Origin of the sequence: Paraperlucidibaca baekdonensis, from assembly GCF_003387535.1 — a bacterium.
GTDB lineage: Bacteria > Pseudomonadota > Gammaproteobacteria > Pseudomonadales > Moraxellaceae > Perlucidibaca > Perlucidibaca baekdonensis.
Genome location: NZ_QUNR01000003.1, coordinates 308,326 through 325,622, shown reverse-complemented (window position 1 = coordinate 325,622; position 17,297 = coordinate 308,326). Strand labels below are relative to the sequence as shown.

General features: G+C 58.3%; 15 protein-coding genes. 10 read left to right on the top strand and 5 right to left on the bottom strand.

The window, feature by feature from the left end; genetic code table 11:
• Window positions 1–90 precede the first annotated feature (90 nt).
• The 3 genes from DFR26_RS08065 to DFR26_RS08055 all read left to right on the top strand — a co-directional run bounded on the left by DFR26_RS08065 (window position 91) and on the right by DFR26_RS08055 (window position 4,511).
• Entirely contained in the window at window positions 91–1,248 is a 1,158-nt protein-coding gene (locus DFR26_RS08065) for an acyl-CoA dehydrogenase family protein (protein ID WP_116208447.1), read from the top strand.
• A gap of 153 nt (window positions 1,249–1,401) precedes the next feature.
• Entirely contained in the window at window positions 1,402–3,234 is a 1,833-nt protein-coding gene (locus tag DFR26_RS08060; RefSeq protein ID WP_116208446.1) for a long-chain-acyl-CoA synthetase, read from the top strand.
• A gap of 98 nt (window positions 3,235–3,332) precedes the next feature.
• Entirely contained in the window at window positions 3,333–4,511 is a 1,179-nt protein-coding gene (locus DFR26_RS08055; RefSeq protein ID WP_116208445.1) for a GGDEF domain-containing protein, read from the top strand.
• A gap of 16 nt (window positions 4,512–4,527) precedes the next feature.
• Here DFR26_RS08055 and DFR26_RS08050 read toward each other — a convergent pair whose 3' ends face one another.
• Window positions 4,528–5,343, bottom strand: coding sequence for an SDR family oxidoreductase (locus DFR26_RS08050; protein ID WP_116208444.1), 816 nt, complete (start codon window positions 5,341–5,343; stop codon window positions 4,528–4,530).
• Complete coding sequence (locus DFR26_RS08045) at window positions 5,340–6,491, bottom strand: MBL fold metallo-hydrolase (RefSeq protein ID WP_245953044.1); 1,152 nt, start codon at window positions 6,489–6,491, stop codon at window positions 5,340–5,342. The genes DFR26_RS08050 and DFR26_RS08045 overlap by 4 nt, the downstream gene beginning before the upstream one ends.
• 20 nt (window positions 6,492–6,511) lie before the next feature.
• Between DFR26_RS08045 and DFR26_RS08040 the strand changes: the two genes are divergently transcribed.
• From DFR26_RS08040 to DFR26_RS08025, 4 genes are read left to right on the top strand one after another with little or no spacing between them, the layout of a single operon-like run.
• Window positions 6,512–7,228, top strand: a complete 717-nt coding sequence (locus tag DFR26_RS08040) for a TetR/AcrR family transcriptional regulator (RefSeq protein WP_220375741.1) — start codon at window positions 6,512–6,514, stop codon at window positions 7,226–7,228.
• The gene (locus DFR26_RS08035; RefSeq protein WP_116208442.1) at window positions 7,225–8,241 is read left to right on the top strand and encodes an NAD-dependent epimerase/dehydratase family protein; all 1,017 of its coding nucleotides are present in this window, start codon (window positions 7,225–7,227) and stop codon (window positions 8,239–8,241) included. The genes DFR26_RS08040 and DFR26_RS08035 overlap by 4 nt, the downstream gene beginning before the upstream one ends.
• 2 nt (window positions 8,242–8,243) lie before the next feature.
• Window positions 8,244–8,903, top strand: coding sequence for a DUF6989 domain-containing protein (locus DFR26_RS08030; protein WP_116208441.1), 660 nt, complete (start codon window positions 8,244–8,246; stop codon window positions 8,901–8,903).
• Window positions 8,904–8,933: 30 nt separating this feature from the next.
• Window positions 8,934–10,241 (top strand): NADH:flavin oxidoreductase/NADH oxidase family protein, encoded by a 1,308-nt coding sequence (locus DFR26_RS08025; RefSeq protein WP_116208440.1) that lies wholly within the window; start codon window positions 8,934–8,936, stop codon window positions 10,239–10,241.
• Window positions 10,242–10,307: 66 nt separating this feature from the next.
• Here DFR26_RS08025 and DFR26_RS08020 read toward each other — a convergent pair whose 3' ends face one another.
• Both DFR26_RS08020 and DFR26_RS08015 read right to left on the bottom strand, forming a co-directional pair.
• The gene (locus tag DFR26_RS08020; protein ID WP_116208439.1) at window positions 10,308–11,735 is read right to left on the bottom strand and encodes a glutathione-disulfide reductase; all 1,428 of its coding nucleotides are present in this window, start codon (window positions 11,733–11,735) and stop codon (window positions 10,308–10,310) included.
• 8 nt (window positions 11,736–11,743) lie between these two features.
• Window positions 11,744–12,856, bottom strand: a complete 1,113-nt coding sequence (locus DFR26_RS08015) for a pyridoxal-phosphate-dependent aminotransferase family protein (protein WP_220375740.1) — start codon at window positions 12,854–12,856, stop codon at window positions 11,744–11,746.
• 74 nt (window positions 12,857–12,930) lie between these two features.
• On the opposite strand from DFR26_RS08015, the gene chrA reads away from it, so the two are divergent.
• Window positions 12,931–14,151 carry a chromate efflux transporter gene (chrA, locus tag DFR26_RS08010; protein WP_116208438.1) on the top strand — a complete coding sequence of 407 codons (1,221 nt, stop codon included), beginning with the start codon at window positions 12,931–12,933 and terminating at the stop codon, window positions 14,149–14,151.
• Here chrA and DFR26_RS08005 read toward each other — a convergent pair.
• The gene (locus tag DFR26_RS08005; RefSeq protein ID WP_245953043.1) at window positions 14,141–15,022 is read right to left on the bottom strand and encodes a LysR family transcriptional regulator; all 882 of its coding nucleotides are present in this window, start codon (window positions 15,020–15,022) and stop codon (window positions 14,141–14,143) included. The genes chrA and DFR26_RS08005 overlap by 11 nt on opposite strands.
• Window positions 15,023–15,109: 87 nt before the next feature.
• Here DFR26_RS08005 and DFR26_RS08000 point away from each other — a divergent pair, with 87 nt between their 5' ends.
• Window positions 15,110–16,342 (top strand): acyl-CoA dehydrogenase family protein, encoded by a 1,233-nt coding sequence (locus DFR26_RS08000; protein WP_116208436.1) that lies wholly within the window; start codon window positions 15,110–15,112, stop codon window positions 16,340–16,342.
• A gap of 70 nt (window positions 16,343–16,412) precedes the next feature.
• On the top strand, window positions 16,413–17,255 hold the full coding sequence (locus tag DFR26_RS07995) for an SDR family oxidoreductase (protein ID WP_116208583.1): 843 nt from the start codon (window positions 16,413–16,415) through the stop codon (window positions 17,253–17,255).
• Window positions 17,256–17,297 lie beyond the last annotated feature (42 nt).

Sequence of the window (17,297 nt, the reverse complement as noted above, 5' to 3'; positions counted from 1 at the left end):
ACCTCAGCAGCGTTTATTTTTTTGACGACCGCGCTTTATCGCCAGCGTCACCCCACCTCCTGCTGAGCGCCTTTATTTTGGAGAGAGACCATGCAATTTACCGAAGAACACGAAGCACTGCGCCGCACCACACGCCAATTTGTTGAAAACGACGTGAACCCACATGTTGATGCGTGGGAAGAAGCCGGCCGCTTTCCCGCCCATGAGTTGTTCAAAAAAATGGGCAACCTTGGCCTACTCGGCATTCATAAGCCCGAAGCCTTTGGCGGCTCAGGCTTGGATTATTCTTACAATATGGTGGTGACTGAAGAGCTCGGGCGCATTGCCTGTGGCGGCATCCCCATGGCGATTGGCGTACAAACCGACATGGCAACCCCAGCCATTGCCCGTTTTGGCTCCGATGAGCTGAAAGATAAATTCCTGCGCCACGCCATTAGCGGTGACATGGTCGCCTCGATTGCCGTCAGCGAAGTGCATGCCGGTTCGGATGTCGCGGCGATCAAAACCAAAGCCGTGAAAGATGGCGATGACTACGTTATCAATGGCAGCAAAATGTGGATCACCAACAGCTTGCAAGCCGACTTTTTCTGCCTGCTCGCCAACACCAGCGACGAAGGCCCCTACAACAATAAGTCCTTGATTATTGTGCCGTCGAAAACACCGGGCATCTCCTTCTCCAAGCCCATCGACAAGCTCGGCCAACGCAGCTCCGACACCGCGCAAGTATTTTTCGATGATGTGCGTGTGCCGCAAAGCCACGTGATTGGCAACGAAGGCATGGGCTTTATGATGCAAATGCTGCAATTCCAAGAAGAGCGCATTTTCTGCGCCGCCAGCGGCTTAGGTGGCATGAGCAAATGCGTTGAACTCACCATAGACTATGCCCGCTCACGGATGATCTACGGCAAACCGCTGCTCGATCAGCAAGTGGTGCATTTCCGCATGGCCGAGCTGATGACCGAAATCGAAGCCCTGCGTGGCATGACGTATTTGGCTTGCGAGCAACACATTGCCGGCGAAAATGTCACCATGCTCGCCTCCATGGCCAAGCTCAAAGCCGGCCGACTGATGCGCGAAGTCACCGACAGCTGCCTGCAATACTGGGGCGGCCAAGGCTTCACCTGGGACAACCCAATTGCTCGCGCCTACCGCGATGGCCGCTTGGCCTCCATTGGTGGCGGTGCCGACGAGGTCATGCTCGGCATTATTTGTAAAATCATGGGGACCATCCCAACGAAAAAGCGCTAACAGGCTCTTCCGCGGCGCCTACGTCACACGTAAACGCCGCAAATAAGCCAATGCCTACGCCGAAAGTCTTGCGAGACGGAGGCTGCGCCGTTAACTTAGCCGCCACTTTAGGCGGCTTTGTTTTAGCTGAACTATCCATTTGCAGGAATTTTTATGTCTACTCCCCACGCCGATGTCATTAGCCCACTCGATGTTGCCCGCAAACTGCCCGGCTTGCTGCTGAAAGCACCACGCATGATTAAAGGCCTGATCATGGCCAATAGCACCAACACGACCACCCCACTGGGTCTGGCATGGGCATTTGAAAAATCCACACAAGAAAATCCCCATGGCATCGCGCTGTATTATGAAGACCAGCAATTTAGCTATGCCGGCTTTAACCAGTGGGCCAACCGCATTGCCCATCACTTTTTAGCGCGTGGCTTGAAAAAAGGCGATGTGGCCGTGGTGCTCATCGAAAACCGTCCTGAGCTGCTGGTCACCGTTTTGGGTCTGGCGAAAATTGGCGTCGTTAGCGCACTCGTCAACACCTCGCAAACCGGCAAAGTCCTGACCCACAGCATCAATCTCGTTGAGCCAAAAGCCATGATTGTTGGCGCCGAGTGCGTACAAGCCGTCAATGACGTGGCCGCCGAGCTCTGCTTGCCGGCCGATCAACGCTACTGGTTTGCCGATGCGCCCACGCAGACAAAACCCGGTCGCGCGCCAAAAGGCTGGAAAAGCCTGGCCAAAGACATCAAAGACTGCCCCAACTACAACCCGCCAACCACGCAGAAAAACTTCCGCCCCGATGGCCTGTTTTACGTCTACACCTCTGGCACCACCGGCTTACCAAAAGCTGCGGTGTTTAATAACGGACGTTGGATGAAAGCCTATGGCGGCTTCGGCTACACCTTCAACTTGAAAACCGATGACGTGCTCTACGCCACGCTGCCGTTTTATCACGCCACCGCCATGGTGGTGTGCTGGAGCTCGGTATTGGCCGGCAACGCCGGGCTGGCCATTCGCCGCAAATTCTCCGCTAGCGAGTTTTGGGATGATGTGCGCCGCTACAACGCCAGCGCCTTTGGCTATGTTGGTGAGCTCTGCCGCTACTTGCTGGAAAAACCAGCCAGCGAAAAAGACCGCCAGCATCGCGCCACGAAAATGGTCGGCAACGGCCTGCGCCCCTCGATTTGGGGCGAATTCAAAGCCCGCTTTGGCGTCGAGGAAGTCGCCGAGCTCTACGCCTCCTCCGAGGGCAATGTCGGCTTCACCAACATCTTCAATTTCGACAACACCGTGGGCTTCTCGCCCATGCCCTATGCCTTGGTCAAATACGACAAAGAGGCCGAAGCACCGGTGCGCAATGCCAAGGGTTTGATGATTGAAGTCAAACGCGGCGAAGTCGGCTTGCTGATCGGCGAGATCACCGAGAAAACGCCATTTGATGGCTATACCGACAGCGACAAAAATGCCAAAAGCATCTTTAGTGATGTCTTTAAACAGGGCGATAAATACTTCAATACTGGCGATTTGATGCGCGAAATCGGCTTTCGCCATGCGCAGTTTGTCGATCGCACCGGCGACACCTTCCGCTGGAAAGGCGAAAACGTCTCGACTACTGAAGTCGAAAACATCATGACCGCGCACCCAGACCTGGCCGAAGCCGTAGTCTATGGCGTGGAAATTGCCAACACCAATGGCCGCGCCGGCATGGCCGCCATCACGCCACATGAAGGCCATGACGTTAATTTCGCGACACTGCTCAGCCACCTAAAAACTGAGTTACCCACCTATGCCGTGCCGGTGTTTTTGCGCGTGAAAGCGGCGATGGAAACCACCGGCACATTCAAATACCAAAAGTCTGGCTTAAAAACAGAAGCCTTTGATCCGGCGAAAACAGGCGGTGAGCCACTCTATGTCTTGCTGCCCGGCACCACCGAATATGTGCCCTTGACGGTGGCGATGCAGGCGGACATTGAAGCCGGCGCCTACCGCTTTTAAGCCACAACAAGATCACGACAAATGGCCTACCCTGAGTGCATCGGTTTGTGCTCAGATAGGTCTTTAACGTGAGGGGATAGTGCGTGAGGCGACTGACTGTGTGGCGTAAACGCATCGCCGCGGCCTTAGAGTGGAGTCCGGTCGACAAAGGCCTCATCCTCATGGCCATGGCCATCCCGCTGTATTTACAATACTTTTTGTGGTCGCTCTACGTCATTAGCCGGCCCGACAGCCATTCTCTGGTGCACACCGAGGTGGTCAAACGCGTCATGGAAGTTGAGCTATTGCTCATCGCCATCGGCTCCTTGATTGTCATTGCCGGCATCTTTTTGCGTCGCCGCCGCCCCGACTACCTGCCCTTTCAACACGCCACGCTACAGTACTACTCCTTAAGCTTGGTGCTGATGAGCTACTCGATTGGCACGCTATCGTTTCCGGTCGGCATTGTGCTGTTAGGCGCGCCAATCTTTGGCTTTATTTTGCTCAACCGGCGCGCCGTCTGGTGGGCCGCTGCATCAGCATTTTCGCTGCTCATGGCCTTGAGTTATGCCGCCGCCAGTGGCGATATCCCCTACGCGCCCAGCAAAGTGCCTCCCGCGAGCAGCCATGCCTTCACTTTTTGGATGCTCAGCGAGCTCTTTTTCGCCGCGCCCTTTCTGATTTTGATCACCTTTATGGCCGATCAAATGCTGACCTGGTGGCGGGATCGCGAAGATCAAATTCGTGAGTTAAGCCGCCGCGATGGCCTGACTGGGCTGGCCAACCGCCGCCATATTTTGAGTGAGGCCGATGCGGCCACGGCGCGCGCGCGTCGTGATGAGCAGCCCTTGGCGGTGGTGATTTTGGATTTAGACCATTTCAAACGCGTTAATGACAGCCATGGCCACGGCACCGGCGATCGGGTCTTAAAAGCCAGCGCCGAGCGCTTAAGCGCGGCCCTTCGCGCTGGCGACAGCGTTGGCCGTTATGGCGGTGAAGAGTTTTTGCTGGTGCTGCCCAATACCGACGCCAGCGAGGCACATGCAGTGGCCGAGCGCTGCCGTTTAAGCCTGCAAGCGCTGATCGTCCATAATGATCAAGGCCTGCGCGTGCCCGTGACGGCGAGCTTCGGCCTGACGCTGTTAAGCCCGACCGATAGCTCGGTCAATGCGGCCATTGGCCGAGCCGATGAAGCGCTCTATCAAGCCAAAGGCCATGGCCGAAATCGTGTTGAAACGCTGTTAGCTGGCTCCGGCATGGTGCCCAGTGATGCTTTTAGCAAAGCGCCGCAGGCCTAAACCCGCCGCTTAGGACTTATTTGCGCGTGCTGTCATGACCGTTGGCAATGGCCGCTTGGCGCTTAAGGCCAGCTGAGCGAAACCAGCCCAAGGCCTTGGCACTGCTTTGCGGAAACATCCCTGCCGCGCGCGCCGTGGCACCCCGCCACGCCGGTAGCGCGATTTCCATGGGCCGTTTGTCCATGACCGGGCCAACAATGGCATCGACCACTTCCTCGGCACTCAAGGCACGCGGCCCCGAAAAAGTTAGCGCCGCTTGCTCACGGCCTTTTTGCACATCGAGCATGGGGGTTTGTACGGCATCGGGGCATACCGCCGTGACGGCGATGCCCTGCTCCGCCAGCTCCATGGCAATGCCCAAGGTATAGCCGCGCACAGCAAATTTGCTGGCGCTGTAAATGCTCAGGCCCGGCACCGGCGAAAGCCCTGCCAGCGAGGCGATATTAACAATATGGCCGCGACCGGCCGCGCGCATGTGCGGCAGCACGGCTTGGCAGCCAAACATCACGCCCTTCACATTGATGTCGATTTGCCAATGCACATCGTCGGCCGCTGCTTCATGCGCCCAGTTATCGCGCAAGACACCGGCAACATTGGCGAGCATATCGACGCCGCCCCAATGCGCCACAACCTCGGCAATCAGCGCCTGCCACGCATCGGCATCGCGTACATCGAGCGGACGTATCAGCAGCTGCTCGGGGCTAGCCGCCGAAAGCGCCGACATGGCCTCGGTATGGATATCGCAGGCACAGACTTGATGGCCCAAGCCAAGCAAACGCTGCGCCAACGCGAAGCCAATACCGGAGGCCGCCCCCGTGACAACGATAATCACGAGGCTAGCTCCGCCGAATGGGTTAGTGTGCCATAGCGCAAATTGCCCACCGTCACGGTCGGCGCTGTGCTTGGGAACAGCCAAAATGCCATCGCCTCCGATGACGGCGCGACATTGGGAAAGCGCGGATCACGCACACTCGGCCCGGCAATAGTTTTCTCAGCCACCATGGAGATGTACTGATCCACCACATACTCTTGGGTATTGCCGTTGATGATGATTTCCGCGCCGGTCTGTTTGGCATAGGCCGCCAAGCCCGGAATTTTCGAGAATTTTGGCTCATAGGCATCGAGGCTGACGCCATTTTCGCTGGTGACAAACAAGCCGCCCTCAGTATGCGCGACAATCGAATGGTTGCCTTCGGTATGGCCTTTGCTGCGCACCAACGCCACCGAGCCATCGCCCAAAAAGACGCTGTCGTCGAGCAGCACCAGTTTGTCGTCGGGCACATCAGCAATGCCACCCGGGCAATACCATTGGTTGTGCCACGGCAGCAGGCCTTTGGCACTTTCCCATTCTTCGCGCATGATCAGCAGCTTGGCGTTGGGCAGCAAGCCGGGGCGATCAGCGCTACCGAGCCAGCGCGTGACATTTTGCGTGTGCAAATGGTCATAGGTGATGTAGTCGATGTCTTCGGGCTTCAGGCCGATCTTCGCGAGTACGCCGAGCACGGTGTTGGGCGTGCGCACCATGAGGCTATCCATGACGCCGGTCAGAGGTCCGGCCATGGCGTCGAGCTGCGCGAAAAATGGCGTCTCGCGCTGATGCTCCCAATCCGACGGGCTCACTAGCAGCGTCTTCAGGCCCTCGCTGCTATCGAACTGAATGACAAACAGCCGGTTGCACAAATGCACAAACGGCGTTGGCCGTGTGAAGGCATTGAGGTAGGCAAACTTCGCCGGATACGGCACGCGCACCAGCTCGAAAGATTCGTAGTAGCGCACGGTCGGTTTGGCGAGCATGTCACGGCGGAAATCGCCAGCGGCAGCGCGCGTGTCTTCCACGCGCGACATCGGTTGCAGAGCGCGGCGGCTGCCATCAAAATGCGAAATCGGGGTCATCAAACTCATGGCACAGCCCTCGGTTGGCGCTGCTGCCGATGCATTGGCAGGCGTGGCGTTGTATTTGCTTAAAATCAGAGAAGCCACTATATTTCGGACAAGATATCTTGTCAAAACAACAAAAACGTATGCCGACCGATAGCACTATCGACCCAAAAACCACCGCCCAACGCCCAGCCGCCACCCGCGCCTATCGCGGGGCTAGCGCATCGGCGCGCGAAGCTGAACGCCGTCAACGCTTACTCGATACCGCTCTCACGCTATTTGCCAACCAAGGCTATGCGCGCACGCCCATTGAGCAACTGTGTGCCGAAGCAAAAGTCACTGCGCGGCATTTTTATCAGCTTTTTGGTAGCCGCGAAGGTTTATTAAAATCGCTGTATGGCCAGCTCATGGCCGACCTCAAGGCGGCATTATTATCGGCGCTGTCGGCCACGCAAGCCGAGCTCAACGAGCAGCTCCCCTTGGCCGTGCGCGCCCTCGTGGAGCACTACCTCAATGACACGCGCCGTGCCCGCGTGGGCGTGCTCGAAGTCGTCGGCGTGAGTGCCGACATGGAGCGTCTGCGGCGCGCCGCCATCCATGACATGGCCAACTTGATTGCGCTATACATGGCGCAACTCGCCGCGCAAGGCGACTTACCGGCGCGCAACTACCACCTCACCAGCATCGCCATTGTCGGCGGCATTAATGAGCTCATGGCTGATTGGCTTACGGCCAGTGAGCCGCCGAGCGTGGCCGTGCTGACGCTGGAAATCAGTGATTTTTTAACCGCTTTAGTGCATGGCAGCCACCACCTGCCACAACGCGAGATTGCTTTATGACAACTCTGTGCATCACCGGAATTGGCGGCTTTATTGGTCTGGCCATGGCGCAGCGCGCGCTCGAATTAGGCTGGCAGGTTCAGGGCATTGATATCTCCGCGCAAGCGGCATCCCGAGCGCAAGCCATGGGCGTGCCCGTCGTGGTTGGCGGCATCAATGACCGCGAAGCACTGGCTGACGCCATGCAAGCAGCCGATGTGGTGTTTCACACCGCCGCGATTGTTGAGGAAGATGGCGCGCGCGAGGACTACGAGCGCATCAATGTTGAGGGTACGCGCACGGTCTGCGAGGTCGCACGCGACGTCGGCGTGACACGCCTCGTGCATTTATCGTCCGTGATGGTCTACGGCTTCGATTTCCCGCCCGAGATCTCCGAATCCGGCCCGCTCGATGGCCAAGGCAATGTCTACAACGACACCAAACTCGACAGCGAACGCGTGGCCATGCGCTTCAATGACCCCGAGCATGGCTTCGGCGTCATCGTCATTCGCCCCGGCGATGTCTATGGTCCCGGCAGTATGCCGTGGGTCGTGCGCCCCATTGAGCTGCTCAAACAAGGCGTGTTTATGCTGCCGGATTTCGGTCGCGGCGTGATTAACCATGTGCACGTGGAAAACCTCATCGATGGCGTGCTGTTGGCCATTAAGCACGATGCCTGCGGCGAGGCATTTAACCTCACTGATGGTCTGGCCACGCCGACCCGGGTATTTTTTCAAACCCATGCGCTGATTGCCGGCAAACGCTTGCCCATAGCGCCAACCTGGCTGCTAAAGTCGACTCTAATGGCACTCGGCCCGATCTATCGCGCGCTCGGCAAAAAGCCGCCCGCGAGCCCCGAGGCGATGAAATTTCTCTTGCGTAAGCACCGTTATTCCATCGCCAAAGCGCAGCGCCTGCTCGGCTATGCGCCGCGTATTCGCCTCAGTGAGGGCATGGCCGATTTGCTCGCCGATGCCACGCTCAATCCCAACAAACCCGTGGCGAAAGCCAAGCCCATCTTGAAAGGTTATTGATCATGGCACTCTTTGCTCCACGCATCCGCGATGCCTTGCTGTTTCATGCCGTATTCTTTGTGGTGGCGATTCCACTGGCATTAAAACCCAGTGTGGTCGGTCTGAACTTGGGCGACCTGCTCATGCTACTGGTCGCCGGCTATGTCGTTGCGCTGCCGCTGGTGGGCCTGCTGCGCGGCCATCGCGAATGGGTGGCGCTGTGGTGGTTTTTGCTGCCGCTATCGATGGCCCTGCCCTGCGCCGATTGGATGCTCGTGCAAAAAATGGGCACGCTGCATTTCCCCGATCACGGTGCCCCACGCCTCGGTGGCGCCGTGCCCATCTACTTTCTCGGCATGTGGTTGATGCTGCTCTGGCCGCTATGCTGGATCAACGCCTACGCCCGCTTCCCGCTATTTAATGCCGCCATCATGGCGCTGATTGCGTTCACTGTCTGGGAATGGGCCGCGCGGCCGATGGCACTCTGGCACGCCCAAGACGTGCGCCAGTTTGAAGGCTTCGCACTCTACCCGCTCATCCCCGAAATGTTGCTCGGCGCTGGCGCTCTGTGGATGTGGCAAATCCAGCGTAACCGTCCGTGGCTCTCACAACTCGCTGGCGCGCTATCGGTGGCGGTTTTCTACGCCGGCGCGCTCTCGCTGTCATTACTCTGGATAGGCTAATCACCTCACGCGCATCACTTGGAGACACCCATGTTAATCAAGCAACCGTTTACCCTGCCCTGCGGCGTCACGCTGCCCAACCGTTTGTGTAAAGCCGCGATGACCGAAGGCGTGGCCGATGACCATCTGCACGCCACCGCGCGCCATGCCACACTCTACAAGCGCTGGAGCGATGGCGGTGCTGGCCTGCTGCTGACCGGCAATGTGCAAATCGATCGGCGCGTGTTGGAGCGCCCCGGCAATGTTGCCATCGACCCCGCACCCGCCAGTGGCGATGCCGAGGGCATGGCACAGCTGAAAGCCTGGGCCGCCGCTGGAACCGCCAATGGCAATCAGCTGTGGATGCAAATCTCCCATGCTGGCCGCCAATCGCCGCGCTACGTGACCAGCGAGCCGATGGCGCCATCGCCAGTACAACTCAAATTGCTCGGCAATTATGGTGCGCCGCGGGCGCTGACTGAGGGTGAAATTCTCGACTTCATCGAGCGCTTTGCACGCGTGGCGCGCGTCGCCAAAGCGGCTGGTTTCACCGGGGTACAAATTCACTCGGCGCATGGCTATTTGCTGTCATCGTTTCTCTCGCCGATCACCAATCAACGCACCGACCAATGGGGCGGCTCGCTAGAAAATCGCGCGCGCTTTTTGCTGCTCGCCATTCGCGCCACACGCCAAGCCGTGGGCGCTGAATATCCGATTGCTGTGAAGCTCAACTCCGATGATTTCCGCAAAGGCGGCTTCAGCCACGAAGACTGTTTGGCCGTGGTGCAAATGCTCAATGCCGAGGGCATCGATCTGCTGGAAATCTCCGGCGGCACCTATGAGCAGCCAAAATTGCTCGGCCACACTGGCAGCAATGACACCGCCGTGCCACAACGCGAATCCACGCAACAGCGCGAGGCCTACTTCCTCGACTACGCGCGCGCCATCCGTCAAGTCGCCACCATGCCGCTGATGGTCACCGGCGGCTTCCGCAGTACGGAGGTCATGGAGGCTGCTCTGGCCGATGGTGTTTGCGATGTCATCGGCCTTGGCCGCCCCTTATGCAGTCATCCTGATACGCCTAAGGACTTGCTGAGCGGGCGCATTAGCCGTGCAGTGACTTTTGAGCATGAACTAAAGCTCGCCGATAGCGGCATATTCTCACCGACCAGCTCGGTACTGCCGTTAAAACTGCTCAATGTCTTGGGCGGGCAAGCCTGGTATTACCAGCAAATATTTCATCTCGCCGATGGCAAAACGCCAGATACCGAGATGGGTATTTTGAAGGCGTTTGCTGCGTATTATTGGGATGAAATCACCACCGCGCGCCGTGTCAAAAAGGCGGCGCAACGGCGCTAAACTCACCTTAGCAATCGCGCGAAAAAAGCCGCTGCTCCTCGCTTAAGCAGCGGCTTTTTATATTTGCTAGCCCACTGTGCGCGTAATGCTTCGCAGCGTCACTAACTCTTCGGCAGAAGTCGGATGAATGCCAATGGTGTCATCGAAAATCGCTTTCGTGGCACCGGCTTTCATGGCCACGGCAATGCCCTGCACCAACTCGCCGGCATCGGGGCCAACCACGTGGCAGCCGAGCACCACATCGGTATGGGCATCGACAATGAGCTTCATGAATGAGCGCTCGCCGCTGCTCGATAACGACAACTTCATGGGCTTAAAGCGCGACTCAAAGATGTGGACGCGACGGCCCTCAGCCACGGCCTGCTCCTCGCTAATACCCACTGTGCCGATATTGGGCAGGCAAAACACCGCCGTAGGGATAAGCTGATAATTCACCGGGCGGTACTCATCGGGCTTGAATAAACGCCGCGCCACCGCCATGCCCTCGGCCAAGGCCACCGGCGTGAGCTGCAAGCGCGCAGTGGCTTTTTCAGTACCTGCGCCAGTGCCCGCGTCCGTACCTGCGTCACCAAACTCATCGCCAATGACATCGCCAATCGCCGAGATGCTCGGCTCGGCCGTCACATACTGCGCATCCACGGCAATCGTGCCGTGCTCAGTGAGCTGCACGCCGGTGTTTTCCAGGCCGAGACTATCGAGCATGGGGCGGCGACCCGTGCCATAAAACACCGCATCAACGATGAGCTCGCGGCCATCCGCCAGACTCGCGCACAGTCGGCCATCGGCGGTCTTCGCCAAGGCCTTAATGTCGGTATTGAGCTGCACATCCAGACCACTCTCAATGAGCTGATCACGCACATGCTCGCGCACGCCCTGATCGAAGCCGCGCAAAATTAAATCACCGCGGTAGAGCAAGGAAGTTTGCGCGCCGAGGCCATGAAAAATCGAAGCAAACTCCACGGCAATATAGCCACCACCAACCACCAAAATGCGCTTGGGCAGCTGCTCCAAAAAGAACGCCTCATTGGAGGTAATAGCCAGTTCGCTGCCCGGAAATTTAGGCACCGACGGCCAGCCGCCCGTGGCAATCAGAATATGTGCGGCGCGAATTTGCTCGCCATTAATCGCCACCGTGTGCGCATCAAGCAAACGCGCGTGGCCCTCATAAAGTGTCACGCCGCTGTTGCTCAAGAGATTCTTATAAATGCCATTGAGCCGGCTAATTTCGCGGTTTTTATTGGCAATGAGGGTGGGCCAATCGAACACCGACTCGCCGACCTGCCAGCCAAAATCGTTGGCGTGATTCAGCGTGTCGGCATAGCCCGCGCCATAGACCAAAAGCTTTTTCGGCACACAACCGACATTGACGCAGGTGCCGCCCAAATAGCGGCTCTCTGCCACCGCCACGCGCGCACCAAAACCGGCGGCAAAACGGGCGGCGCGGACACCGCCAGAGCCAGCGCCAATGACAAATAAATCAACATCGAAAGTCATAAAAAATCCTATAAAGACTCAAGTGCGGTACGCAAGCGCGCCACCGTGCGCTCGATATGTGTGAGCTTATCGAGGCCAAATAAGCCGATACGAAAGGTCTTGTAATCGGCCGGCTCGTTGCACTGCAAGGGCACGCCAGCAGCGCATTGTAGGCCCAGCTCAATAAAGCGCTTGCCGGTGTGAATGGCGTCGTTGTCGGTGTAGCACACCACCACGCCGGGCGCTTCAAAACCGCGGGCGGCAACGCTGCGAAAGCCATGCTCCGCGAGTAAGGCCCGCACTTGCGTGCCGAGTGAGAGTTGCGCCTCACGCATGGCCTCAAAACCACGATTTTGAGTCTCGTGCATGGCACAGCGGAAGGTCATCAGGGCATCGGTGGGCATGGTGGCGTGGTAGGCGTGACCGCCATTTTCGTAGGCCTGCATGATCTGCCGCCATTTCGCCAAATCACCGGCAAATGAGCTGCTCTGTGTTTGCGTCAGACGCGCGCTGGCGTGCTCGCTGAGCATGATGAGTGCCGCACACGGGGTCGCCGACCAGCCTTTTTGCGGTGCGCTAATCAGCACATCAACACCGATCTCGCGCATATTGACCCAGAGCGCACCCGAGGCCACACAATCGAGCACAAACAGGCCGCCGTAATCATGCACGGCAATAGCGATGGCGCGCAGATAGTCATCGGGCAGGACAATACCGGCGGCGGTTTCCACATGCGGGGCAAACACCACGGCCGGTTGCTCAGCGGCAATGCGCGCCACCACGGCATCGATAGTCGGCGGTGCAAACGCCGATTGACGCTCACTAGATTGCGCTTCAGCCATCAGCACGGTGGTGCTTTTGGCGATGCGCCCGGTCTCTAAAATCTGACTCCAGCGATAACTGAACCAGCCATTACGAACAATCAGGCAATGCGCATCGTTGGCGAACTGACGCGCCACCGCTTCCATGCCAAAGCTGCCACCGCCGGGCACAATAATCGCGGCGTCGGCGCTGTAGACGTTTTTTAAGGTCACGGAGATATCGCGCATGGCCTCTTGAAACACCGGCGACATGTGGTTGAGCGCGCGGTCAGTAAACACCACCGAATATTCAAAGAGCGATGGCTGTAATGGCTTGTTCACAGATTTTCCTCATACTGCTAAAAAAGAGCTCACCCATATAGCCTTTGCTGCAGGCTCGATGCAAGCTGGAGATTATGTCGACACGCCGTTTCGCCCCCACCCTAGGCCAGATTTTTAGCCATTTTCTCTGGCTAGGCTTTACTGCTTTTGGCGGTCCCATCGCACATTTGGCATATTTTCGCGCCAGCTTTGTGGCGCAGCGGCGTTGGCTCAGCGATGCGCAGCTCACGGAGCTCATTGCTCTGTGTCAATTTTTGCCCGGGCCCACGAGTAGTCAGGTCGGCTTTGCTGTTGGCTACCACCTCGGTGGCTGGCGCGGTGCCGCGCTGGCGTGGCTCGGCTTTACCTTGCCTGCCGCCTTACTGATGACCCTCGCCGCACTCGGCATCATGGCGATTGATGGCTTCGCGCCAAGTCTATTGACCGGGCTCTTAGCGGTCACCGTGGCGGTTGTGGCGCAGGCTATTTGGGCGATGGCTAAGCAACATTGCACCAGTACTGGCCGGCTTATTCTCATGCTCGTGGTGGCCGCAGCGTGTTGTGTGCTGAGCTCAGCACCAGCGACCGTCACGATACTGGTTATTGCTGGGGTGATTGGCAGCCTCAGCTTTCATACTCAAGCACATTCGGCCAGCACGGCCATGCTGCGCGCACCGAGTCATGGCGTGGGTCTGGCGCTGCTGTGTGTGGCCGTGGCCTTGCTATTTAGTTTGCCATTGCTGAGCGCGCTGTCGCCGTGGTGGGCACTCAGCGACAGTGTCTACCGTGCCGGTGCCTTGGTATTTGGTGGTGGCCATGTGGTGCTGCCGTTATTACAGGCCGAACTGGTTGACCCCGGATGGCTGAGCCTCGAACATTTTTATGCAGGCTATGGTCTGGCACAGGCGGTGCCCGGGCCATTGTTTAGTCTGGCGGCATTTATTGGCGCCAGCGTGCCGGCACTCAACGCGCCGCTACTGGGTGCTGCTTTATTACTGGTCATGGTGTTTTTACCGGGCTTGCTTTTGGTCATGGGGCTATTGCCTTTTTGGCGGCACTGGCAGCGCCAACCTCGCGCGCGCGCCGCCGTCATTGGCCTCAACGCTGCCGTGGTGGGCTTGCTGGCAGCAACCTGGTTGGTCAGCATCGTGCCGTATGCCCTCGTAGATTGGCGCTCAGCGGCGTTGAGCCTAGCTGCCGGCCTCCTGTTGCTGTGGGCAAAATGGCCAATAGGACGCGTGGTGCTCCTGACGACCAGCGTCGGCGTGCTCAGCAGCCACGCAACCATTGCATTTCTGCAGCAGCTTAGCGCTTAAGCACCGACAATAATTGCTCCCGCAACCACGCCAACGCCGGCTCTTGCTCGCGCGGGCGGTACCAATAGGCGTGTAAATCCAGCGCGGGAATGCTCAGCGGCATGGCCATCACGGCGAGGCCGGAGCTTAAGCGAACTTGCCGGCGTGGCATGGTGAGCAGGCAGTCACTGGTCGCCACCAGCTTGCAGGCGGCCTCATAATGCTGACAGCGCAGCACCACCTGGCGCTCATAGCCGAGCTTTGCCAAGGCCATATCCTCCACCGCCCGCCCCGTGCGGCGCGACGACACAATGACATGCTGAGCGGTCAAATAGGCATCTGCGGTGAGCTCCATGGGCGCACGTGCCACTACCACAAAATCATCACTGGCAATGGCCTCATGGGCGATATCAGCGGCCACTGGCTGCGCCACATCGATGGCGATATCGAGCCGACGCGCCGCCAAATCGGTGCGCAAACTGCGACGATCCAACCGCACACTGGCTAATGCCGCCGCCGGTAAGGCCTCGCGCAGCGAGCGAATCAACGGCGGTAGTAAGCTCGGCTCTAACTCATCGTTCATGGCAAAGGTCACCGCGCTGATGTCGCGGCTCGGCTGAAAACGCAGGCGACTGGCGGCGGCCTGACTCAGCAAATTCAACGCCGCTTGAATGTCGGGCATGAGTTGCTCGGCCAGGGCTGTGGGCATCACGCCTTGGCCATCACGAACAAACAACGGGTCATTGAGCGCCACGCGCAAGCGACCAATGGCATGGCTAACTGCCGACTGACTCAGGCACAGTAACTCGGCGGCGCGCGTGAGATTGCGCTCGCGATAGACCACGGCAAACACGCGATATAAATTCAGATCTAAGCGGCGGGAGTCATTCATTTGATTCATCACTCAGCATGATAAATATTCATTAGCTGCATCATACCCAGTGGTCTAGCATCAGGGCACTGTTTCCGGAGAAGACCTATGCATTTCGAACTCAGCGAACGCGGTCAAGACTATCTCGCGCGCGTCAAAGCTTTTATGCGCGACCACATTGAGCCCATCGAAGCGGATTTTTGGCGCGACGTGCAGGCGCTCAACCCCGATGGCAACTGGCGTAACTGGCAGCATCCGCCCGTGCTTGAGGCGCTGAAAGCAAAAGCCAAAGCCCAAGATCTGTGGAACTTGTGGATGCCCGATGCCGAGCTCGGCGCCGGTTTGAGCATTGCCGAATACGCGCACATCGCTGAGCAAACCGGACGCAGCCTGATGGCGCCAACGGTGTTTAACTGCAACGCCCCCGACACCGGCAATATGGAGGTGCTGTGGCGTTATGGCAGCGAGACGCAAAAAGCCCAATGGCTGACGCCGCTGCTCGCTGGCGAAATTCGCTCGGTATTTTGCATGACCGAGCCCGAGGTCGCCTCCAGCGATGCCACTAATATGCAGGCCACCGCCATTGTTGAGGGCGATGAGATTGTCTTAAATGGTCGCAAGTGGTGGTCGAGTGGCATTGGTGATCCGCACTGCAAAATCGCCATTTTCATGGCACACACGCCCAATGCCGAGGCCAGTCGTCACGGCCAGCATTCGATGGTCTTGGTGCCGCTCGATACGCCCGGCGTTGAGGTGCAGCGCATGCTGCCGGTGTTTGGCGATTTCGACGCGCCGCATGGCCATGGCGAGGTGACATTTACCGATGTGCGCGTGCCGGTCGCGAACTTTATTGGCGGGCCCGGACAAGGCTTTTCCATTGCCCAAGGCCGCTTAGGGCCAGGCCGTATTCATCACTGCATGCGCTGCATTGGTGCAGCCGAAAAAGCTTTAGAGCTGATGATCGATCGCGGCTTGGCGCGCACCGCATTTGGCAAGCCGCTGCTGAACTTGGGCGGCAATCGTGAGCGCATTGCTGAGGCGCGTATTGCCATCGATCAAGCGCGCTTACTAACCCTGTATGCGGCCTGGAAAATGGACGCCGTTGGTACCTTTGCGGCGATGACCGAGATCTCCGCCATCAAAGTCGTCGCGCCGAATGTGCTGCAAATGGTCGTTGATATGGCCATCCAGCTCCATGGTGGTGCCGGCGTCTCGCGCGACACACCACTCACGGCTTTTTTTGCGCAAGCCCGCAGCCTGCGCTTGGCCGATGGCCCCGATGAAGTGCATAAAGGCGTGATTGCGAAAATCGAAATCGCCAAGCGCGACTTTAAAAGCTAAAGCCTATTCGCTATGACAGTCTGGCGCCATGGCGCTAGACTCCCAACACTTCGACCAAGCAGTCACTTATATGAGCACAGTTCAACGCGTTTTCATCACCGGCGGTGCCAGCGGCTTAGGCCGTGCGCTGGCCTTAAATTACGCCCGTGCCGGATGGGCCGTGGCGATTGCCGATGTCCACGATGGCCGCGGCGCCGAGACATTGCACGAGCTGCATGAACTGGCCTCGTCAGCCGGCACACCCACCGCCTATGCACCGCAGTATTTCCACGCCGATGTTCGGCAAGAAGCCGACTTACAAGCCGCCGCCGATGCCCTCGATGCCTGCTGGCAGGGCATCGATGTGCTCTATAACAACGCTGGTGTCGCGCAGGCTGGCGCCATTGACGATGTGCCATTGAGCGACTGGCAATGGATTATCGACATCAATCTGCTCGGCGTGGTGCGCGGCTGCAAAATTTTCACGCCCAGCTTTAAGCGCCAAGGCAGCGGCCATATTGTCAATATCGCCTCCATGGCCGGCCTGCTCGATGTGCCGCGCATGGCGTCTTATAACGTCACTAAAGCCGCCGTGGTTGCGCTCTCCGGCACGCTCACCCACGAGCTCATGAGTGATGGCATTGGTGTCAGCGTGGTGTGTCCGTCATTTTTCCAAACGAATCTTGAAGACACCATGCGCGCCACCGATGCCGGCCTACAAAAGATGATGCATAAGCTCTTGGCGAGCGGCAAACTCAGTGCCGATGAGGTTGCGCAGCGCATCATCGAGGGCGTCGCGAAAGGCCAGCAATACATCCTGCCGCATGAGTCTGGCGAGCGCTTATGGCTGATGAAGCGCTACCTTCCCAATGCGCTGTATCGCTACGTTTTCCAACGCAGCATGAAACGCATGAAACCGCGTAGCCAACGCTAAGCGCGCTTGTCGACTGCATTGGCCACTCACTGACGAGGCTTA